We start from the raw sequence: 21949 nt of genomic DNA on the forward strand, positions 1-21949 counted from the left end.
CTTGTTCAGACAAGTTCTGCTGACAAGCCTCCCCGACCCTCCTGCGTCCCCTGGAGAAGCCGTGACCGTGTCCCTGCCGAGAACAGCCGTCCTGGGCGGCTCCCTCGCCGTCGTCGCCGCACTCGCCCTGAGCGCCTGCGGCGCCGCCCCCGACAACGCGTCCCCCACCGCCGGCGGCAAGAACGCCGCCACCGCGACCTCCGCCGCCGACTTCGGCGGCATGGACGCGCTGGTCGCGGCGGCGAAGAAGGAGGGCACGCTGCACGCCATGGCCCTCCCCCGCGACTGGGCGAACTACGGCGCCCTGATCGACGGGTTCGAGAAGAAGTACGGCATCAAGGTCGAGGTGGAGAACCCGGACGGCTCCAGCCAGGACGAGATCAACGCCGTCACCTCCCGCAAGGGCCAGGGCCGCGCCCCGGACGTCCTCGACGTCGGCTCCTCCTTCGCGCTCAGCGCCGCGCGGCAGAACCTGCTCGCGCCGTACCGGGTGGCCGGCTTCGCCGACATTCCCGAGGCGCAGAAGGACGCGCAGGGGCGCTGGTACAACGACTACGGCGGGTACGTATCGATCGGCTGCGACGCGGGGCGCGTCAAGGAGTGCCCGACCACCTTCGAGGACCTGCTGAAGCCGCGGTACAAGGGCCAGGTGGCGCTCAACGGCAACCCGACCAAGTCGGGCTCGGCGTACGCGGGCGTGTTCGCGGCAGCCCTGGCGAACGGCGGCTCCTTCGACGACATCCAGCCGGGCCTGGACTTCTTCTCACAGCTGAAGAAGAACGGCAACTACACGCCGGTGGAGTCGACTCCGGCGACCGTCGAGAAGGGTGAGACGCCGATCAGCATCGACTGGGACTACCTGAACGCCGGATACGCCGACGAGTTCGGGTCCAAGGGGCTGGACTGGCGCGTGGCGGTGCCGAGCGACGGCCGGTTCTCCCAGTACTACTCCCAGGCGATCAACAAGGACGCCCCGCACCCGGCTGCCGCCCGGCTGTGGGAGGAGTACCTGTACAGCGCCGAGGGCCAGAACCTGTGGCTGAAGGGGTACGCCCGGCCCGCGCTGATGGCGGCGATGGAGAAGGCCGGCACCATCGACGCGGCCGCCGCCGCCAGGCTGCCGAAGGTGTCCGGAACGCCCGCCTTCCCGACCGAGGCCCAGCAGCAGAAGGCCAAGGACGTGCTCGCGCAGGGCTGGGGGAAGGCCGTCTCCGGATGACCGCCACCCTCCCGAAGGCCGGTGCGCCTGCCGCCGCTCCCCCGAAGCGGCGGCGCCGCGCCCCCGGCTGGCTCGCCGTCGTCCCGCTCCTCGCGTTCACCGCGCTCTCGTTCGGTGTGCCGGCCGCCGCGATGGTCGACGGCGCCTTCACCGTCGAGGACCAGGCCACGGGTGTCACGTCGTACACCACGGGCAATCTGACCGCCTCGCTGCACGACGCCTATCTGACGGCCCTGCTCGGCAGCGTGGAACTGTCCGCCGTGTCCGCCGCCGTCGCCGTCGTGCTCGGGCTGCCGCTGGCGCAGGCGGTCGTCACCTCGCGTTCCAGGACGCTGCGCGAGGGTGTGCTCACCGCGTCCGGGGTGCTCGCCAACTTCGGCGGTGTGCCGCTGGCGTTCGCGTTCGTCGCCACGCTCGGCAACGCGGGGGTGCTGACCACACACCTCGGCCTGTCGGACAAGGGCTGGGACCTGTACAGCTTCTGGGGTCTGGTGGTCGTCTACCTCTACTTCCTGATCCCGCTGATGGTGCTCACCGTCACACCCGCTCTGGAGGGCCTGCGCGCGCAGTGGCGGGAGGCGGCCCACAACAACGGGGCGACCACCGCGCAGTACTGGAGGCATGTCGCCCTGCCGGTGCTCGCGCCGACACTGCTCGGCGGATTCGTGCTGCTCTTCGGCAGTGCCTTCGCCGCCTACGCCACCGCGGCCGCGATGGTGGGCAGTTCGGTGCCGCTGGTCACGCTGCAGATCGCCGACGCCATCTCCGGCAACGTCCAGGTGGGACAGGAGAACATGGCGCTCGCCCTCAGCCTCGACATGGTCCTGGTCGCCTGCCTGGTCATGGCCGTGTACCTGCCCCTGCAACGCCGGAGTGCCCGATGGCTCGCCTGACCCCGTGGCGCTGGGCCGTGTTCGGCCCGGCCGCCCTGTACTTCCTGCTGCCGCTGGCCGCGTCGGCCGTCTTCACGGTCGACGTGCCCGGTCAGGGCATCACCTTCGACGCCTACACGCGCATCCTCGGCGCCGACGGTTTCGCCGCCGGCCTGACGCTGTCGCTGGAGCTGGCCGCCGCCACCATCGCGTTGGTCCTGGTGCTGGTGGTGCCCGCCATGGTCGCGCTGCGGCTCGGTGCTCCCCGGCTGCGGCCGGTCGTGGAGGTGGTGTGCTCGCTGCCCCTGGTGGTGCCGCCGATCGCGTTCGTCGCGGGGTGGGTGACCGTGCTGCGGTGGGGTCCCGAACACCTCTCCCGCACGCCGCTGTTCCGGACGTTCGTGGCGATCCAGAACCCGAAGTTCCCGTTCGTGCTGGTCATGGCGTACGTCGTGATGGCACTGCCGTTCGTGTATCGGGCGCTGGACGCCGGGCTGCGCGCGATCGACGTGCGCGTCCTGGTGGAAGCCGCCCGCAGTTGCGGGGCGAACCGGTCGGCCGCGCTGGTGCGGGCGGTGCTGCCCAACCTGCGCGGCGCGCTGCTGAACGCCTCCTTCCTCACGCTGGCACTGGTGCTGGGCGAGTTCACGGTCGCCCAGTTGCTCGGTTACCAGCCGTTCGCGGTGTGGATCGTCACCGTCTCCGGCTCCCAGGCCCAGATGTCCGTCGCCGTCTCCGTGCTCAGCCTGCTCGTCACCTGGGCACTCCTCCTCGCGCTCGCCGCCGTCGGCGGACGCTCCCGTACCACCTCCCGGGGATGAAGCATGACCGTCACCGTTGTTGAACAGCAGGCCACCGCCGAACAGGCGGCGACCGTCGAATTCCGAGGGCTGCGCCGCGCGTTCGGCACGACCGTCGCGCTGGACGGTCTGGACCTGACCGTACGGCCGGGCGAGCTGCTCGCCCTGCTCGGCCCGTCCGGCTGCGGCAAGACCACCGCCCTGCGGATGCTGGCCGGGTTCGAGCACCCCGACTCCGGCTCGGTGCTGGTCGACGGCCAGGACGTCACCCGGGTCCCGGCCCACCGTCGCGACGCCGGGATGGTCTTCCAGTCGTACAGCCTCTTCCCGCACCTCAGCGTGGTCGACAACGTCGCCTTCGGACTGCGGATGCGCAAGGTCCGCACCACCGAACGACGGGCTCGGGCGGCCGAGCTGCTCGACCTGGTCGGGCTGGGCGACAAGGGTGAGCGGTTTCCGCACCAGTTGTCCGGCGGGCAGCAGCAGCGCGTCGCGCTCGCCCGGGCGCTCGCGCTGCGGCCCCGGGTGCTGCTGCTGGACGAGCCGCTGTCGGCGCTGGACGCCAAGGTGCGCCTGTCGCTGCGCGAGGAGATCCGCCGGCTCCAGCGGCAGTTGGACATCACCACCCTGTTCGTGACCCACGACCAGGAGGAGGCCCTGTCGACGGCTGACCGGGTCGCGGTGATGCGTGCCGGGCGGCTCGAACAGTGCGCCGAACCGGCCGAGTTGTACGGTCGTCCGGCCACCGCTTTCGTCGCGGAGTTCGTCGGCACGATGAGCCGGATCCCGGGTCGGCAGGCGGGGGGCGTGGTGGAGGTGCTGGGGCAGCGGCTGCCGGTCGACGGCGCGGCACCGGCCGGACGCGAGGTGGACGTGCTGGTGCGACCGGAGAACGTGCGGGTGCGGGCCGACCCGGACGGCACGGCATGTGTCGTGGCCACCGCGTTCCTCGGCGCCGTCGTCCGGGTCACCGCGCGGCTCGCCGACGGCACCGGGGTGAAGGCCGACCTGGCCGCGCACGAGGCCGCGGGGCTGGGGGCCGGGACCGCGGTCGAGGTGTCCCTGCCCGAGCGGCCCGTGCTGGTGGCCGACCGCGTGACCCGTTGAGGAAAGAGAACGACGTGACCCCCACCGATGATGTGACTCCCGAGAGCGACACGGGCCTTGGGAGCGAGGTGCCCCTCCCGCCCCGCGTCCCGCTCCAGGCAGTCCTGTTCGACATGGACGGCACGCTCGTCGACACCGAGCGGCTGTGGTGGGAGGCGGTCGAGCAGGTGGCCGGCCGGCCACTGACCGAGGCGGAGCGGCCGGAGGTGTTCGGCCGTGCGGTCGAGCACACGGCGCGATGGCTCGGCGCAGCCAGCGGCACGGCGGCCGACCCGGTCGCCGAACGGCTGCACCAGGCGTTCGCGGAGCGCGTGCGCGAGGGCGTCGTGCCCCGGCCGGGCGCCCTGGAGCTGCTCGACGCCCTGGTCCGGGACGGTGTGCCCACCGCGCTGGTGACCGCCTCCCCGCGGGCCGTCGCCGACCTCGTGCTGGACACCTTGGGCCGGGACCGCTTCGCCGTGTGCGTCACCGCCGACGACACCGGCCGCACCAAGCCCGCCCCGGACCCCTATCTGGCGGCCTGCCGGGCCCTCGGGGCGGATCCGGGCGCGTGTGTGGCCGTCGAGGACTCCCCGACCGGTGTCGGTTCGGCGGAGGCGGCCGGCTGCGCGGTCCTCGCCGTGCCGTCTCTGGCCCCGATCGGGGCGGCGCCGGGGCGGGTCGTGCGCGACAGCCTCGCCGGGGTCACCGTGGCGGATCTCAGATCGCTGCTGCCGACGGAACTGCGGGTGCTGAGCTGGAACCTGTGGCTCGGCGGCAGCCCGGTGGACGAGCACCGCGCCAAGCAGCTCAAGGCGATCACGGAGAGCGGCGCCGACGTGGTGGGGCTGCAGGAGACGGGCGGCACGGCCGCCGAGGAACTGGCCGAGGCCCTCGGCTGGCACCATCACCGGGCCGGCGAGAACCTCGGCATCCTCAGCCGCCGTCCGATCATCGCCCGCTTCGGCGACCCGGACGTCGGCTTCTACGGTGCGGCGGGCGCCCGGATCGCCCTCGGCCCGGACCGGGCGGCCGACGTCTGGACGGTCCACCTGCCCGCCTGGCCGTACGGCCCCTACCTGCGGGCCTTCGACGGGCTGCCGGAGGACGAGGTACTAGCCCGGGAGGGCGAACGGCTGACGATGATGCGCGACACGCTGCGCCGGATCGCCGAGGTGCGCCGGGAGTCCGTCCCGGTCGTCCTGGTCGGCGACTTCAACTGCCCCTCGCATCTGGACGGCTCCGGCATCGCGTGGCCGGTGACCCTGGCGGCCGAGGAGGCGGGGCTGCGGGACTCCTACCGGCAGGCCCACCCGGACTCGGTCGCCGAGCCCGGCCGCACGTGGTCGCCGGTGCACCCCCGGCACATGGACGGCGGCGGGCGCCCCGAGCCGCACGACCGTATCGACTTCGTCCTGCACGACGGCCGGGGCCTGCGGGTCGTCGACGCCCGTACGGTCGTCACCGGCACCCCGCGCCCCTGGCCCGACGTCTGCGGGAACGACTGGCCGTCGGACCACGCCGCGGTGCTCACCACGTTCGCGGTGACCGACGCGGCCGGTCGCTGATTCAGGACGCCGCGCAGGGCTGTCCGTTGAGGCTGAACGCGAACGGCTCGGAGTTGCTGTCCTGCCAGGAGGCGAGGAAGCCGAAGGAGAAGGAGCCGCCGGCGGCGACGGACCTGTTGTAGTCGGCGGCCGACGCGGTGACCCGGGTGCCGTTCTGGAAGAAGCCCGCGTCCCACATCTGCGTGACGCGCTGGCCGTCGCGGAAGGTCCAGGCGACCCGCCAGGAGTCGAGGGCGTCCTCGGTGGTGACGGTGACGGTGGCCTGGAACCCCTCGGGCCACTGGTTGACGAGGTGGTAGCGGGCCGAGCAGACCGGGTCCGCGACGGTGTCGCCGGTCCCGCCGGCGGCCGTGGGCGAGGAGGTGCCCTGGGGTTCGGGGTCGGGCCGGCCGGGCGCGGCGGCGGTGGACGGCGTGGTGGTGGCGGGGGTCGACCACCCCGGGGTGCGGGTGGCCGTGGGGTCCTGCGCGGTGGGCCCGTCCGTCGCGGGACCGGTCAGGGCGGGGCCGGGGCCGACCACGGGGGTGGTGTCGGCGGGGACGCCGGCGGCGGCGGTGTCGTCGGCGGAGCCGAACGGTATCAGGGACGCGGCGAGCGCCAGCAGCGACACCAGGACGGCGGCCGCGAGCAGCCCGTGGCGCAGTACCCGCGCCCGGCCGGCGTCCTCCCGGGCGGCCTCCGCGTCGGGGTCGGGTGTGTCGGTGCGGCCGGCGCCGAGACGGACCTCGGCGGCCCGGCGGCGGCGTTCCAGGTAGGCGAGGCCGCCCCAGCCGATGACGCCCTGGGCGAGCGCGGCGGGCAGGCCGCCGCCGTGCAGCCGCAGGCAGGCGGCGGCCTCCGCGCACTCCTGGCAGGTGGCGAGGTGGCGGGAGAGGTCCTCGGGCGTCTCGGCGGCCGGTGAGCGGGTGACGGCGTCCAGCAGCCTGATGTAGCTGCGGCACTCGGCGCCCATCGGCGCGTCGAGGTGGTTGCGGTGGCAGCGGTCCCGGAACAGGCCGCGTACCTGGTTGAGTTCCTCGGCCGCGGCGGCCGGGTCCAGTCCGAGCCGGCGGGCCACCGCGCGCAGCGGCAGCGCTTCCACCTCGGCGAGCCACAGCAGCGCCGCGTCGGGTTCCTGCATGTCGCGCAGGCCGCGCAGGGCGATGGGGCGGGTCGGCGGCGGGCCCGTGTAGCGGGCGGCGTGCGGGGAGTTGAGCCACAGCCGCAGCTCGGGGTCGAGTTTGTGGCCCTGTCCGGCGGCCTCCCAGTCGGCCGCGGTGGTGCGTACGGCGGTCAGCAGCAGGGGGATGCGGGGCAGGCGGGGTGAGCGGCGGCCGGTACCGCGCCGGGCCCCGTCCTCGGCGGCGCGTGCCTCGCGTATCCCGAGCGCGAAGGCCTCGCGGGCCAGTTGGTGGGCCGCGGTCGAGCCGGAGGTGCACAGGTCCGCGTAGGACAGAACGGCGTCCCAGCACTCGGTGAACAGCGCGGCCTCGGCGTCGTCCCTGGGGGTCGGCAGGTCGGGCATGGGTCTCCTGCATTTGAATGCGAGGTCAACTCACCATGTCGGCGATGGAGTTGGGGGGAACCTCGCGGCAGGGGCAGAGCTTTTCACGTTCTCTGCACAACTGACAAGCGGCCTGTTCGGATGTCAGCATCCACGGCCGGGACGGCGGTTGCCGTGCCGGCGAAGGGTCCGCGCCCGTACGCGCACCGGGTTCCGGTTCCGGCTCACGGTACGGACGCGGACGCCGTTTGTCTCGGTGTTCCCCGGGGTCACACCGTCGGCGTGGGCTCCAGGGCGGGCAGGCTGTCCATGAAGGAGCTGACGGAGAACACGGCGTGACCGGGACCGGGCGGGCCGTAGCCGGGGGGCGAGGAGAGGCCGAAGTCGTCCATCGTGGCGCGGTAGGCCTCCAGCAGCCGGATGTGGTACTCCAGCGGCGCACCCTGCGGGTTGGCCTTGCCGAGCGGGGTGGTGGGCTCGGGGCACCAGGTGGTGAAGCGCGGGGTGATGCCGTGCGACATGAAGAAGCGCAGGCCCTCCGTGGTGGAGGCGATGGCCTCGTCGACGGAGGTGAAGCCGAACGGCTCGGCCATCTCGACGCCCGCGACGAAGTTGGGGATGACGTTGCGCGCGCCGAAGACCTCGGCCGAGTCCAGGATCCGCCGGTGCCATTCGTCGCGGCCGACGTAGCGCTCCTTGCCGGGGCAGTACAGCTCGAACAGGCGGCGGTCCCACACCTCGTAGTTGGGGTGGTAGATCTGCACGCCGTAGTCCTTGAACCGCTGTACGTCGTCGCGCGGCAGGGCCTGGGCGACGACCTTGCCGATCCAGCGGCCGGGGAAGCGCTCCTCGATGGCCTTGGCGTAGTGGCCGTAGAAGTCGGCCTCGTCACGGCCGGCGACCGTCCTGGTGATGGCGCCGCCGGTGAGGGTGTAGGCGGTGGAGGTCTTCTGGGTGTCGTAGCGGTCGATGATCTCCAGCGCCTCCAGCACCTCCTCGACGTCCTTGACCCCGGTGTAGGGCCGGCCGGCGGCCTTGTGCTGTCGCCAGTTGTGGTTGATGTCGCAGTACTGGCACTCCTCCTTGGCGCCGAAGTACTGGCAGACCCGGAAGACGGTCAGATAGATGAGGTAGCCCCACTGGATGGTGGGGGCGACCTCCATGACGGACTTCCCGTTGGACAGCGTGTGCCGGTAGTACTCGGGCATCGGGGGCACGCCGACGTCGGCGATGCGCCGCCCGTCGAGATAGAGGCCGAGCAGTCCCGCGTCGTCGGCGGCCACCCGGTAGGGGGAGGCCGGGTTCACCCGCACGGAGACCACGGTGCGGCGCAGGTCGTACGGGCCGCCGGTGAGGATGATCTCCTCCGGCGGGCGGCGCAGCGCGGCCTCGCCCAGCTCGGGCAGGGTGCCGTGGTCGAAGGAGAAGATGAAGTACGACTTCGGCTTGACCTCGCCGCTCTCGTTGTCGCTCAGCGCGGAGGCGTCGAAGGCCACCCCGCCGCGCAGCAGGTCCTCCTTGAAGACGGCCTCCCGCGGCACATGCGGAAACCGCTCCATCAGATCCTCGACCAGCGCGGTACGGCTGCCCATCCGACTCTCCTCCCGGCTCAGGCGTACGACTCATCACGGTATGCCCCCGGGCCGGGGGACCGGCGAGGGGGGGCCCGGTGTCGAGGTACGTTCCTCGCGGGAACACTCGTGCGTCACATGTCTACGGGAGGGGCGACCCATGGCCGGGAGCGTGTCCAACTGGGCCGGCAACATCACCTACGCCGCCAAGGAGCTGCACCGTCCGCGCTCGGAGGCCGCCCTGCGCGCCGTGGTGGCGGGCGCCGACCGGGTGCGGGTGCTGGGCAGCGGGCACTCCTTCAACCGGATCGCCGAGCCGGGGCCGGGGGGCGTGCTGGTGGCGCTGGACGAGCTGCCGGCGCAGATCGACGTCGACGGCGCGGCCCGTACGGTGCGGGTGGGCGGCGGGGTGCGGTACGCCGAGCTGGCGCGCCGGGTGCACGCCCACGGGCTGGCGCTGGCGAACATGGCGTCGCTGCCGCACATCTCGGTGGCCGGCTCGGTGGCGACCGGGACGCACGGTTCGGGGGTCGGCAACGCTCCGCTCGCGGCCGCCGTACGGGAGGTGGAGATCGTCACGGCCGAGGGGGAGGTGGTGGCGGTCGGGCGGGGAGAGGAGCGGTTCGGCGCGGCGGTGACCTCGCTGGGCGCGCTGGGCGTGGTGACCGCGCTCACCCTGGATCTGGAGCCCGCCTACGAGGTGGAGCAGCATGTGTTCACGGAGCTTCCGGCGGCGGGGCTGGACTTCGAGGCGGTCGCGGGGGCGGCTTACAGCGTGAGCCTGTTCACCGACTGGCGGGAGCCGGGGTTCCGGCAGGTGTGGCTGAAGCGGCGCACCGACCAGCCGCTGCGGGACTTCCCGTGGGCGGTGCCCGCCACGGAGCGGCTGCACCCGGTGCCGGGGATGCCGGCGCGGAACTGCACGGAGCAGTTCGGGGTGGCGGGGCCGTGGCACGAGCGGCTGCCGCACTTCCGGGCGGACTTCACGCCGAGCAACGGGCGGGAGCTGCAGAGCGAGTACCTGATGGCGCGGTCGACGGCCGTCGACATGCTGGATGCGATCGGCGGGATCCGGGAGACGGTCGCCCCCGTGCTGCAGACCTGCGAGGTGCGTACCGTCGCCGCCGACGAGCAGTGGCTGAGCCCGGCCCACGGGCGGGACTCGGTCGCCGTGCACTTCACCTGGGTCGCTGACACGGAGGCCGTGCTGCCGGTCGTGCGGGAGCTGGAGGCGGTGCTGGCGCCGTTCGGGGCGCGGCCGCACTGGGGGAAGGTGTTCGAGATGCCGGCCGCGGTCGTCCGCGGGCTGTATGCACGATGCGACGATTACGCGGCGGTCGTCCGTGAGCTGGATCCGGCCGGCAAGTTCACCAACGCGTTCGTGGGCGGTCTGCTGGGTGACTGACTTTATAAAGCCCCTTTCCTAACCCCTTGTAGAAAGCTGCCGCACACCATAGCCTGGCGCGGCGCCGGAGCGATGCCGCCCGGCTCGGCATGGGAAGGGATGGGGCAGCCCGGTGAAGCGCACATCACGCGACATCCGCACCGCGAACCGCTACGAGGTGCTGCGCCAGATCATCGCCCGGTCACCCACCTCCCGGCAGGAGCTGGCGGCCGCCACCGGTCTCTCGCTGGCCACGGTCGCCACCCTCGTCGGGGAGCTGCTCGACCTGCGGATGATCACCGAGGTCGGGTTCGAGGACTCGGCCGGGGGCCGCCCGCGGGGCCTGGTCGCGGTCAACGCGGCGGGCGGCGCGCTCATCGGCGTCGACATCGCGGAGACGTACGTCCATGTCGAGCTGTTCGACCTGGCACTGAACGTCCTGGCCCGCGCCGAGGAGGACGTCAGCCCGGGCGAGAACCTGCCCGGGCAGGTGGTCGGCCATGTCGCCGCGGCCGTCGGCTCGGTGGTGGCGCAGGCCGGGGTCGAGGGTGCCCGGGTGCTGGGCGTCGGCGTGAGCGTGCCGGGCCAGGTGGACCGGGCGACGGGACGCGCGGAGTACGCGCCCAACTGGGACTGGCACGACGTGCCGCTGCTCGACCTGCTGACCGAGCACCTCGCCTATCCGCTGTACCTGGACAATCCGCTGCGCGCCAGCGCGGTGGCCGAGCTGTGGTTCGGGGCCGCCCGGGGTCGCGGTGACGCCGTGGTGGTCAACCTCGGGACCGGGGTGGGCGCCGGGCTGATCCTCGGCGGCGGGCTGCACCGGGGCGTCAGCAACAGCGCCGGCGAGTGGGGCCACACCACGATCGTGCTGGACGGCCGGCTGTGCCGGTGCGGCAAGCACGGCTGTGTGGAGGCGTACGTCGGCGCGTCCGGCATCATGCTGAGCCTGCGCGAGCTGAGCCCGGACAGCGCGCTGCTGTGCCCCGAGGACCAGACGGCCACCATCGCCGCGCTGGCGCGCGCTCTGCGCGAGCACGACCCGGTGGCGCGCAAGGTCGTCCGCGACACCGTGCGCTACCTGGGCGCGGGCATCGCCAACCTGGTCAACCTGTTCAACCCCGAGGTGATCGTCCTCAGCAGCTGGGTCGCCACCGCCCTGGGCGAACCCCTGCTCACCGAAGTGCGCGAGGCCGTCGCCCGGCACGCGCTGAAGCGGCCGCTGGCCGCCACCGAGATCGTCCTCTCCCCGATCCCCAGCGACCCGGTGTGCCTGGGCGCGGCGACGTTCGCGCTCGAAGGGGCTCTGCAGGCGGTCGGGCAGAGGGCAGCGCAGCGCACCACCCCCACGAGGAGCCGCACCGCACCGCCTTCATGACAGGGAAGGGACGCAGACTTGACGCGCACCACCGGAGCCACGCTCGCGACGGCCGCCGCACTGGCCGTCACCGCAACCCTGATGACGGCCCCGTCCGCCACCGCGACGACCACGACCACCACGCACGCCTCCGCGCCCGCGGCGGAGGTCTCCCCCCACGCCGCCCAGACCATCGACAACATCGGGGCCTCCGGCGCCTGGTGGGTCAACGACCTCGCCCGCTTCGACCCGAAGGTCCGGGCCCGGGTCGCGCGGCTCCTCTTCTCCAGGCAGGGGTTGCACCTGAGCTCGTACCGCTACAACATCGGCGGCGGGGGCACCGGCGTGACCTACGCGCCCCGCGCGCCCGAGGACTTCCTCGCCGAGGACGGGACGTACGACTGGAGCCGGGACAAGGCCGGCCGGACCTTCCTGTACTACGCCGCGCGGTACGGCGTGCGGGACCTGATCGGCTTCGTCAACAGCGCGCCCGCCGCGTGGAAGACCAACGGCAAGAGCTGCGGGGGCTACCTGAAGGCGGAGAACGAACAGGACTTCGCCCGGTACGTCGCCGACATCACCGACCACTTCGCCCGGCAGGGCGTCCGGCTGGACCACATCAGCCCCTTCAACGAGCCGACCAACAGCTTCGACGGCTGCGGTCAGGAGGGCATGCTGGTGCCGGTCGAGCAACGCGACGACATCGTCAGGGCGTTGGGCGCCGAGCAGGAACGGCGCGGACAGCGCACCGGCATCATCGCCGATGAGTCGACCAGCACGGTGAAGTTCAACGACGAGGTCCCGCGGTGGATCGACCAGCCGGGCACCGCACAGTACGTCGACCGGCTGGCGCACCACACGTACGACAACCCGGGTGACGCCGACCGGGCGAAGGTCCACGAGACCGCCAGGGCGGCCGGCATCGCCTCCTGGTCCACGGAGATCTGCTGCTTCGGCAAGGGCGGCACCGGCTGGGCGCAGGAGTACGACCCGACGATCGACGGCGGGCTGAACCTGTCCCGGATCATCTACAAGGACTTCGCGATCGCCCATGACTCGGCGTTCCAGTGGTGGGTGGCGCTGTCGGAGATGATCGGCAGCGACCCCCACTCGCGCAACGACCAGGGCTGGAACGACGGCCTGATCTACTACGACCCGGACTACGCGGCCAACGGCAACCAGACGCTGTACTTCACCAAGCGCTACTACGCGCTCGGCCAGTACAGCCGGTTCGTCCGGCCGGGCTCGGTCGCCCACGACGTGACGGGGCTGCCGGCCGGTGTCGAGGTCTCGGCGTACGACCGCGGCGGGCAGTGGGTGGCCGTGGTCAACAACCACAACTCGACCGACACGGCGCTGAACCTGCACTTCAACAGCAAGACGCCCCGGGCCGCGGTCCGGGCGGTGCGGACGTCCGCCGAGGAGAACTGGGCGCGGGTGGCCGAACCGTCGCTCGCGCGGGGCACTCTGTCGACGACGCTCGCGGCCCGCTCGGTCACCACGTTCGTCCTGGACCAGAAACGGCACAGCGCTCCGACGGCGTTGACCGGCGCGCTGGTCGGCGCGCAGTCCGGCAAGTGCCTCACCGCTGACGCCTCCGGGGCCGCCCTGGCGGGCTGTACGGGCGACGCGGCCCAGTCCTGGTCGTACGACGCGCGAGGTGCCCTGAAGGGCTCGCAGGGCTATCTGACGGCCGGGAGCGGCGGGTTGACGGCGACCGCCTCGTTCACCGGGGCCGCCGGGCAGCGATGGCTGCTCAACGGCAACGGGCAGATCGTCAGCGAGGCGTCGGGCAAGTGTCTCGACGTCAGCGGGCGGTCCACCGCCGACGGAGCCCGGGTGATCGTCTACAGCTGCACGGGTGGGGACAATCAGGCCTGGTCACGCGAGTGACGGCCTCCTGAGCCGGGGGCCGCCGGCCCCTCCCTGACCCGGCGGCCCTCTCCCCGCCCGGCCTCGCGGGTGTTCGTCATCCCGAACCGGACGCAACGTTTCGACCCGCCTTCGTCCAACCCCTTGCCGAAGCCTTAGCCGAAGGTTAACGTCCCGCACCGCAAGCCCCGTTCGAGCCACCCGGCGGTCAAGCCGTGGAGCCGCAGCCGTAATCGAGACAAGGACGTCAGCATGTCGGCAATGAGCAACAGCAACTGGTCCCGCCGATCACTGTTCCGGGCCGCCGCGGGCATGGCAGCCGCCGGCACGCTGGCCGCCTGCGGCGGCAACAACGGCCGCGGCGGGTCGGGTTCGGGCACGGGCCTGACCCAGTACTTCCACGCCTACGGAGAGGCCGGCACCGAGCAGGCGATCAAGAAGTACGCCAAGGCCTACCAGGGCGCCGACGTGACGACGCAGTGGATCACCGGTTCCAACTTCGAGAGCAAGCTGTTCGCGTCCCTGCTGACCGACCAGGCGCCGGACCTGTTCGAGTTCCACCCGCAGATCCAGCTCATCAAGAGCGGGCAGGTGGCGGACCTGACCGACCTCGTCACGCCGGTCAAGGACGACTTCAACCAGGCGGACATCGCCTCGCACACGGTGGACGGCAAGATCTACGGCGTCCGCATGATCGACGACCCGCAGTTCTTCTTCTACCGCAAGTCGATGCTGGAGAAGGCCGGCATACAGCCCCCACAGACCCTGGAGGAGCTGATGGAGGCCGCCGACAAGCTCACCACCAGCAAGGTCAAGGGCCTGTTCCTGGGCAACGACCTGCACGCCGTCATCCAGCCGCTGATCTACGCGGCCGGCGCCGACACCCTGAACGACAAGAACGAGATCGCCTACCACACGGACGGTGTCGTCCAGGGCCTGAAGACACTGCGCAAGATCTTCACCAGCGGCAACCTGCTGCTGGACGCCCCGGCCGACTTCTGGGACCCCTCCGCGCTCAACCAGGGCCTGTGCGCCATCCAGTGGTGCGGCATGTGGGCGATGCCGCAGTTCCAGCAGGCGCTCGGCGACGACCTCGGCATCATGCCGTTCCCGAAGGTCTCCGACGCGGGCAAGCCGGCCGTCTACAACGGCGGCTGGTCGATGTTCGTCAACGCCAAGAGCAAGAACGTCGACGCGGCCAAGGAGTACGTGAAGTGGCTGTGGATCGACCAGAAGCAGTACCAGGAGGACTGGGCCCTGTCCTACGGCTTCCACATCCCGCCACGCACCTCCATCGCGCAGAGCGCCGAGAAGCTGAAGTCGGGCCTGCCGGCCGAGGGCGTGCGGCTCTTCAACGAGTTCGGCCACTTCGACCGGATCGGCTGGACCCAGGCGATGATCACCGCGACCGAGGACGTCTTCGCCAACTGCGTCCGCAAGGGCGGTGACCCGGAGGCCGAACTCGACAAGTGCGACGCGAAGGTCGACGCCGAGCTGAAGAAGCTCTTCGGATAGGGCACCGGACGGACTGACGCGATGTCGACCACCACCAAGCTCGACCCGGCGCTCCCCGCCCCGGCCCAGGCCCCCCGGGCCCGGCCGCGGCGGGGGCTGCGGGGCAGCAGCACCTTCAACTTCTGGCTCTTCACCGGCCCGTTCCTCGCCGGCCTGCTGATCTTCGTCTACGTGCCCATCGGCTGGAGCCTCTGGCTGAGCTTCTTCGAGGCCCGGTTCACCGTCACGCCCAGCGAGTTCGTCGGTTTCGACAACTACCGGCAGATGCTGGGCAACGAGGACTTCATGGGCTCGCTGGTCACCTTCACCGTCTTCGCCGCGATCATCGTGCCCACCACCTGGGCGCTGTCGCTGGGACTGGCACTGCTGGTGAACCGGCTGCGGTTCATGCGGGCGTTCTTCCGGTCGGTGTTCTTCCTGCCGACGGCGTGCAGCTACGTCGCGGCCTCGCTGATCTGGAAGATGTCCCTCTTCAACGGGGTCCGCTTCGGCCTCGCCAACACCGTGCTCGGCTGGTTCGGCGTGGAGAACGTCGCCTGGCTCGCCAACCCCGACCCGCCGTGGTACTGGCTGGTCATCGTCACCGCCCGGCTCTGGCTGCAGTCCGGCTTCTACATGATCCTCTTCCTGGCCGCGCTGCAGAACATCCCGGGCGAGCTGTACGAGGCCGCCGCGATCGACGGCGCCAAGCCGGGCTGGCAGACGTTCCGGCACATCACACTGCCCCAGCTGCGCGCCACCTCGACGGCCGTGATCCTGCTGCTGCTCGTGGCCGCCTACCAGGCCTTCGACGAGTTCTTCAACCTGCTCAACCGCACCACCTGGGGCCGGCCGCCCCTGGTCGAGCTGTACTACACCGCCCTCGGCCAGGAGCAGGACTACGGGCGCGGCAGCGCGGGCGCCGTGATCCTCACCCTGCTGATCTGCGTAGTGACCCTGTTCCAGGGCCGGATCATGGGCTTCGGAAGGGGTGACGAGTCCAAGTGACGACGACCGCACCAGAGACCGACCGGGCGGCCGGCGGGCCGCGCGGCAACCGGCGCGGCGGGGTGATGGGCTCCACCGGCCTGTACGTCGCCACCGGCGTCGCCGCCGCGCTGTTCCTGGTCCCGTTCTATCTGCTGATCCGCAACTCGCTCTCCACCGACCCGGAGATCACCGGCGAGAACTGGAAGTTCTTCCCCACCGACATCCAGTGGGGGAACATCACCGAGCCGTTCGAGGACACCACGGTCGACTTCGGCCAGTCGATGGGGAACTCGCTGATCGTCGGCGTCCTGCACACGGTCGGCGTGCTGCTGGTCTGCTCGCTCGCCGGTTACGGCCTCGCCCGGATCCCCTACCGGCACGCCAACAAGATCTTCTACGCGGTGCTGGTGACCCTGATGGTCCCCGCGGCCGTCACCTTCGTGCCCAGCTTCGTGCTGGTGTCGTCGCTGGGCTGGGTGGACTCCTACCGGGGCCTGATCGTCCCCGGCCTGTTCAGCGGTTTCACCTGCTTCCTCTTCCGGCAGTACTTCCTGGGATTCCCCAGGGAGCTGGAGGAGGCGGCGCGCGTGGACGGACTCGGCTACTGGGGCGCGTACTGGCGGGTCGTCGTGCCCAACTCGCTGAACTTCTTCGCGGCCATCGCGACGATCACCTTCATCAACGGCTGGAACGCCTTCCTGTGGCCGCTGGTCATCGGGCAGGACCCCAGCGCCTGGACGGTGCAGGTGGCGCTGTCGTCGTACATGACCAACCAGACCGTCAACTACCACCTGATCTTCATGGCCACGGCCATTTCCATCCTGCCCCTGCTGTTCGTGTTCCTCTTCCTCCAGCGCTGGCTGGTGCAGGGGATCGCGCAGACCGGCATCAAGGGCTGACCTAGGAGACCGATGTCTTTCCGCACGACCACGGCCATCGATTACGTCGAGGACGTCTCCCCCGGCTCGGGAGCGCTGCCACCGCGCTCCTGGTACGCCTCCTCCGACGCCAAGTCGCTGTCGCTGAACGGCACCTGGCGGTTCAGACTGTCCCAGGCGGCGGACGCCGAGGACGACTCGTTCGCGGCGGACGGCCGGGAAAGCGGGGACTGGGCCGAGGTCGCCGTCCCGGGCCACTGGGTGCTGCAGGGGCACGGCTCCCCCATCTACACCAACCACCTCTACCCCTTCCCCGTCGACCCGCCCCGGGTGCCCACGGAGAACCCCACCGGCGACCACGTCCGCGTCTTCGACCTGCCCGCCGACTGGCCGGACCTCACCGACGGCGGTGCCGTGCTGCGCTTCGACGGCGTGGAGTCCTGCGCCCGCGTCTGGCTGAACGGCACGGACGTCGGCGAGTTCAAGGGCTCCCGGCTGCCGCACGAGTTCGCGGTCGGCCATCTGCTGAAGCCGGCCGGCAACGTCCTGGCGGTACGCGTCCACCAGTGGTCCGCAGGCTCCTACCTGGAGGACCAGGACCAGTGGTGGCTGCCCGGCATCTTCCGCGACGTGACACTGCTGCACCGCCCGGCGGGCTCGGCGCTCGACTTCTTCGTGCACGCGTCCTACGACCACACCACCGGTCAGGGCACGCTGCGGGTCGACTCCGACGTCGACGGCCGGGTGACCGTCCCGGATCTCGGCATCGACATCGCCACCGGCGAGGCCGCGACCGCCACCGTCCGGCCGTGGACGGCCGAGACGCCGAAGCTGTACGACGGCGTGCTCGCCACCGAGGGCGAACGGGTGCGGCTGCGCATCGGCTTCCGCACGGTCGCCCTGGAGGACGGCCTGATCAAGGTCAACGGCAGGCCGATCCTCTTCAAGGGGGTCAACCGGCACGAGTGGCACCCCGAGAAGGGCCGCGCGCTCGACCTGGCGACCATGCGCGAGGACGTGCTGCTGATGAAACGGCACAACGTCAACGCGGTCCGCACCTCGCACTACCCGCCGCACCCCGCCTTCCTCGACCTGTGCGACGAGTACGGCCTGTGGGTGATCGACGAGTGCGATCTGGAGACCCACGGCTTCGTCGAGCAGGACTGGCGGGACAACCCCGTCGACGACGACCGCTGGACGCCGGCGCTCCTGGACCGCGCCGCCCGCATGGTCGAGCGGGACAAGAACCACCCGTCGGTGATCGTCTGGTCGCTCGGCAACGAGGCCGGCACGGGCCGGGGCCTGACGGCGATGGCCGAGTGGATCCGCGGCCGCGACGCCTCCCGGCTGCTGCACTACGAGGGCGACCCCGACTGCCGGGACACGGACGTGTACTCGCGCATGTACGCCTCCCACGAGGAGGTCGAGCGGATCGGCCGCCGCCTGGACGGCGGCACCCACAAGCGGCGCGGACTGCCGTTCATCCTCTGCGAGTACGCGCACGCCATGGGCAACGGGCCCGGCGGGCTCGCCGACTACCAGCGGATCTTCGAGGCGCACGAGCGGCTGCAGGGCGCGTTCGTCTGGGAGTGGATCGACCACGGCATCGAGGACGACCGCCACGGCTTCGCCTACGGGGGCGACTTCGGCGAGGAACTGCACGACGGGAACTTCGTCTGCGACGGCCTGGTGTTCCCGGACCGGACGCCGTCGCCCGGTCTGGTCGAGTACAAGAAGGTGATCGAGCCGGTCGCGATCGAAGGCGACGGCCCCCGCGGCACGGTCCGCGTCACCAACAAGCAGGACTTCGCCGACCTGTCGGCGCTCCGCTTCGAGTGGGCGTTCCAGGTGGACGGGGAGACCGCGGAGTCGGGCGGTCTGTCCGTCCCGGTGCTGGCGGCGGGCGGGTCGGCCGAGGTGAAGCTGCCCGAGCCGCCGGCGGAGGTCCCGCCGGGCGCGGAGACGGCGTGGACGGTCCGGGCGGTGCTCGCCGAGGACACCGCGTGGGCCGGGCGCGGTCATGTGGTGGCGTGGGGCCGGCTGCCCGTCGCCGCACGCGCGGTGCCGTCGGTGGCGGCGACCGACGGGCCGGTCGTGGCGGACGGGGTGATCACGCTGGGCCCGGCCGCGTTCGACGCGCGCACCGGTGCCCTGCGGAGCATCGGGTCGGTGCCGGTGACCGGGCTGCGGCTGGACGTGTGGCGGGCGCCCACCGACAACGACGACGGCGCGCCCTGGCAGTCGGACGTCCGGCACGGGCTGCTGTGGCGCAAGCTCGGCCTGCACCGCATGCGGCACCGGCTCGACGCGGTCGAGACCGGCGACGACGCGCTGACGGTCCGCACCCGGGTGGCGCCCGCCGCCTGGGAGCTGGGTCTGTCGACCGTCTACCGCTGGACGTCGGACGGCAACCGGCTGCGGCTGACGGTGTCGGTGGCGCCGGAGGGCGACTGGACGGTGCCGCTGCCCCGGCTGGGCGTCCGGTTCGGTCTGCCGGGTTCGGCGGACGCGGTGCGGTGGTTCGGCGGCGGGCCCGGTGAGGCCTATCCGGACAGCAGGACGGCGTCGATGGTCGGCAGTTGGCGGTCGACCGTGGACGATCTGCAGACGCCGTACGTCCGTCCGCAGGAGAACGGCGCCCGCGCCGACGTGCGCTGGGCGGAGCTCGGCGGCCTGCGGGTGGAGGGCGATCCCGCGTTCTGGTTCACCGCCCGCCGCTGGACCACCGAGCAGTTGGACGCCGCCCGGCACCGCACGGACCTGGTGCCGGGGGAGACGGTGTGGGTCAACCTCGATCACGGCCAGCACGGCGTCGGCTCCCAGTCCTGCGGCCCCGGCCCGTTGCCGCGGTACTTCCTGACCGTCGCTCCCGCCGAGTTCTCGTTCGTCTTCTCCACGGCCGGCTGATCTCCGCTCCCCCTGTTCTCCTGTCCTCCAGGGCCTCCCCCCACGGGAAGGGCGGCGTACCGGGCCGTCGATCGGGCCGCCCGGTACGCCCGCCGGAGACAGACGCCGTATGCTGAGGTTGTTCTACTTCAATGCGAACAATCCCAGGGGGGGCGATGATGAACACGAGAGGCAGGGCCGCACTGGCGGGTCTGCCGTTCGGGGCGGTGGCCGTCGGCTACGTCGCGGTGTTCCTGGCCCGGTACGACCGGCTGCCGGAGCGGATGGCCACGCACTACTCGGGGGACGGCTCGGCGGACGGCTTCATGAGCCGGGCCGGGGCGTTGTGGCTCGGTGGCGGGCTGCTCGTCGGGCTGGGCGTGCTGTTCACCCTGCTGACGCTCAGGGCAGGCGGCTCGGCGGGGTCCCGGCTCACTGCGGCGACCGCCGTCGGCACGGCCGTCACGGTCGGGTATCCGCTCCTCGGGATCGTCCTGGTCAACACGGACATCGACGATCCGGCCCGGGCCGGCATGCCGCTGTGGCACCTGGCCGTCCTGGTCCCGGCGGCCCTGGCCGCGGGCGCCGCGGCCTGGTGGGTGATCGGCGCCGGCCCGGAGCCGGCCGGCCGCCCCGCGTCGCCCACGCTGCCGCTGGCCGACGGCGAGGCGGCGGCCTGGAGCCGCTCGACGTCCTCCCGAGCCCTGTTGCCGGCCGCCGCCGTGATCGCGCTCTGCGGGGTGTCCGGCCTGGTGGCGGGCCCCTGGTGGGCAGGGGCGGTGCCGCTCGTCCTCAGCCTGCTCTGCCTGGCCTTCGCGCGGGTCCGGGTCACCGTCGACCGGCGCGGTCTGACGGTCGCCTCCGCGGTGCTGCCCGGGCCGCGGCTGACGGTACCGCTCGACCGCGTCGCCGACGCCGCGAGCGTCCAGGTCGACGCGATGGGCGACTTCGGCGGCTGGGGCTACCGGATCCGCCCCCACAAGCGGGGCGTGGTGCTGCGTTCGGGCGAGGCGCTGGCGGTCCGCACGGCCGACGGCCCGGAGTACGTCGTCACCGTGGACGACGCGGCGACGGCGGCCGCGCTGCTCAACGGCCTGGTCGAACGCCGCGCACGGGAGCGTGGCTAGCGATGCTGTTCCGCGTGCTGCCCGACTCGCCGGTGCCGCTGGGCGAGCAGATCGCCGCCTGTGTGCGCGGTGCCATCGCCGACGGCACCGCCACGCCCGGCGAACGGCTGCCGCCCGCCCGGGAGGTCGCCGCGTCGCTGGGCGTCAATGTGCACACGGTGCTGCGCGGCTACGGGCGGCTGCGCGACGAGGGCCTGATCGAGCTGCGGCGCGGCCGCGGGGCGGCGATCACCGCCGGGCCCGGCGTCGTCGACCGGGCCCGTCTCACCGAGGGCGTGCACCGGCTGGTCTCCCAGGCCCGCCGGCTCGGCCTGACGGACCAGGAGTTCCTGTCCCTGGTCCGCGACGGCCTGACCGGGGCCCCGGTCGCCCCGCCGGCCGCGCCCGGGGCATGACCCACGGGCGTCAGCGCGCCCCCCGGTGGTCACGGTCGTAGGCGGCCAGCACCTCGCACCGGGTACCGCCGGTGCGCAGGAAGCGCACGTCGAGGGTCGCGGCGACGTCGTCCAGGGCGGCGGCGAGCACGGCCGCCGCCCTGCGCACGCCCGGGTCGGCGGACCGCCGTCCCCGGTCGGCGAGTTCGGCGGCGTGGCCGATCGCGCCGGCCAGCGCGGTGTCTCCGGATCCGTCGTGGAAGTAGTACGACTCCGGGTACTGGGCGAAGTCCACGCTGACCCGGGCGATGTCGGCGGCCAGCCCGTGCAGCTCGGCGGCCTCCGGCCCGGCGTCCGTCTCCCCGGTTTCGCGGGCCGCCCGGCGCATCTGCCGGATGCGCAGCGCCAGCGTGCGCCGCCGGGCCAGCGCGGGGAAGATGCCGAGCACCCAGGAGACGGTGGCGGTCAGCAGCGCGAACCCGACCAGTGCCTCCAGCGGCGCGACGATCCGCAGCCAGTCCCGGGCGGGCGCGATGTCGCCGAGGCCGAGCGTGCCGAGGTTCACCAGGGAGACGTACAGGGCGTCCACCGGCCGTGAGTGCCGCTCCGCCTCCAGCTCGCCGGAGAAGACGAAGCCGTGCGGCATGTGCGGCCAGTACACCATCGCCCAGCCCACGGCGACGCCGCCGGCCCACATCGCCACCACGCAGCCCATGCCGAGCGGTCCTGCCACCCCCGCCGAGCCGCCACCGCGCCGGCCCCGCGCGGACAGCCGCCACAGTGTCATCATCACCGCCCGGCTCAGTCCGCCGTGCCGGGTCGGGTGCCACAGCGTGTGGAACACGTCCCGCAGGATGATCATCACGATGACCGCGCCGACCAGCGTGACCACCCAGTTCATGCGCCCTCCTCGACCCGACCGGCAAGGGCACCAGCATGCGGTCGCCCGGACATCCGCACCGAGCACATCCGCACGGTGTCCCCACCG

At 72.2% G+C, this 21949-nt stretch carries 17 protein-coding genes; 14 read left to right on the top strand and 3 right to left on the bottom strand.

Going from position 1 to position 21949, the window contains the following annotated elements; translation table 11 throughout:
* Nucleotides 1–61: 61 nt before the first annotated feature.
* The 5 genes from ACSLTV_RS12790 to ACSLTV_RS12810 are packed head-to-tail and all read left to right on the top strand — an operon-like array spanning nt 62 to nt 5545.
* Nucleotides 62–1219 carry an ABC transporter substrate-binding protein gene (locus tag ACSLTV_RS12790; RefSeq protein WP_432156255.1) on the top strand — a complete coding sequence of 386 codons (1158 nt, stop codon included), beginning with the start codon at nt 62–64 and terminating at the stop codon, nt 1217–1219.
* Nucleotides 1216–2112, top strand: a complete 897-nt coding sequence (locus tag ACSLTV_RS12795; RefSeq protein WP_435612137.1) for an ABC transporter permease — start codon at nt 1216–1218, stop codon at nt 2110–2112. The genes ACSLTV_RS12790 and ACSLTV_RS12795 overlap by 4 nt, the downstream gene beginning before the upstream one ends.
* A complete protein-coding gene (locus ACSLTV_RS12800; protein WP_432136974.1) occupies nt 2100–2912 on the top strand; it encodes an ABC transporter permease in 813 nt (270 codons plus the stop codon). Before ACSLTV_RS12795 ends, ACSLTV_RS12800 begins: the two co-directional genes overlap by 13 nt.
* Before the next feature lie 3 nt (nt 2913–2915).
* Nucleotides 2916–3998, top strand: a complete 1083-nt coding sequence (locus tag ACSLTV_RS12805; RefSeq protein WP_432136973.1) for an ABC transporter ATP-binding protein — start codon at nt 2916–2918, stop codon at nt 3996–3998.
* Nucleotides 3999–4030: 32 nt separating this feature from the next.
* Entirely contained in the window at nt 4031–5545 is a 1515-nt protein-coding gene (locus ACSLTV_RS12810; protein WP_435612176.1) for an HAD-IA family hydrolase, read from the top strand.
* 1 nt (nt 5546) lies between these two features.
* Here the strand turns inward: ACSLTV_RS12810 and ACSLTV_RS12815 are convergent, their stop codons facing one another.
* Nucleotides 5547–7049 carry a cellulose binding domain-containing protein gene (locus ACSLTV_RS12815; protein WP_435612138.1) on the bottom strand — a complete coding sequence of 501 codons (1503 nt, stop codon included), beginning with the start codon at nt 7047–7049 and terminating at the stop codon, nt 5547–5549.
* A gap of 248 nt (nt 7050–7297) precedes the next feature.
* Nucleotides 7298–8620, bottom strand: coding sequence for a radical SAM protein (locus tag ACSLTV_RS12820; RefSeq protein ID WP_435612139.1), 1323 nt, complete (start codon nt 8618–8620; stop codon nt 7298–7300).
* Nucleotides 8621–8759: 139 nt separating this feature from the next.
* On the opposite strand from ACSLTV_RS12820, the gene ACSLTV_RS12825 reads away from it, so the two are divergent.
* The 9 genes from ACSLTV_RS12825 (at nt 8760) to ACSLTV_RS12865 (ending at nt 20982) form a co-directional block, all read left to right on the top strand.
* A complete protein-coding gene (locus ACSLTV_RS12825; RefSeq protein WP_432136970.1) occupies nt 8760–10004 on the top strand; it encodes an FAD-binding protein in 1245 nt (414 codons plus the stop codon).
* Between the two features lie 112 nt (nt 10005–10116).
* Nucleotides 10117–11361, top strand: coding sequence for an ROK family protein (locus tag ACSLTV_RS12830; RefSeq protein WP_432136969.1), 1245 nt, complete (start codon nt 10117–10119; stop codon nt 11359–11361).
* Nucleotides 11362–11379: 18 nt separating this feature from the next.
* Nucleotides 11380–13233, top strand: coding sequence for a glycoside hydrolase (locus ACSLTV_RS12835; RefSeq protein ID WP_435612140.1), 1854 nt, complete (start codon nt 11380–11382; stop codon nt 13231–13233).
* 231 nt (nt 13234–13464) lie between these two features.
* Entirely contained in the window at nt 13465–14727 is a 1263-nt protein-coding gene (locus ACSLTV_RS12840; RefSeq protein WP_435612141.1) for an ABC transporter substrate-binding protein, read from the top strand.
* Nucleotides 14728–14748: 21 nt separating this feature from the next.
* Nucleotides 14749–15714: a carbohydrate ABC transporter permease gene (locus ACSLTV_RS12845; RefSeq protein WP_432136966.1), complete on the top strand. Its 966-nt coding sequence runs from the start codon at nt 14749–14751 to the stop codon at nt 15712–15714.
* Entirely contained in the window at nt 15711–16595 is an 885-nt protein-coding gene (locus tag ACSLTV_RS12850) for a carbohydrate ABC transporter permease (protein ID WP_432136965.1), read from the top strand. Before ACSLTV_RS12845 ends, ACSLTV_RS12850 begins: the two co-directional genes overlap by 4 nt.
* 12 nt (nt 16596–16607) lie before the next feature.
* Nucleotides 16608–19481: a glycoside hydrolase family 2 TIM barrel-domain containing protein gene (locus ACSLTV_RS12855; protein WP_432156263.1), complete on the top strand. Its 2874-nt coding sequence runs from the start codon at nt 16608–16610 to the stop codon at nt 19479–19481.
* 155 nt (nt 19482–19636) lie between these two features.
* Nucleotides 19637–20587, top strand: a complete 951-nt coding sequence (locus ACSLTV_RS12860; protein ID WP_432136963.1) for a DUF1648 domain-containing protein — start codon at nt 19637–19639, stop codon at nt 20585–20587.
* A gap of 2 nt (nt 20588–20589) precedes the next feature.
* The gene (locus ACSLTV_RS12865; RefSeq protein ID WP_432136962.1) at nt 20590–20982 is read left to right on the top strand and encodes a GntR family transcriptional regulator; all 393 of its coding nucleotides are present in this window, start codon (nt 20590–20592) and stop codon (nt 20980–20982) included.
* A 10-nt stretch (nt 20983–20992) separates the two neighbouring features.
* Here ACSLTV_RS12865 and ACSLTV_RS12870 read toward each other — a convergent pair whose 3' ends face one another.
* Nucleotides 20993–21862 carry a potassium channel family protein gene (locus ACSLTV_RS12870; RefSeq protein ID WP_432136961.1) on the bottom strand — a complete coding sequence of 290 codons (870 nt, stop codon included), beginning with the start codon at nt 21860–21862 and terminating at the stop codon, nt 20993–20995.
* Nucleotides 21863–21949 lie beyond the last annotated feature (87 nt).

This window comes from Streptomyces sp. bgisy159, assembly GCF_965341775.1.
Lineage (GTDB): Bacteria > Actinomycetota > Actinomycetes > Streptomycetales > Streptomycetaceae > Streptomyces.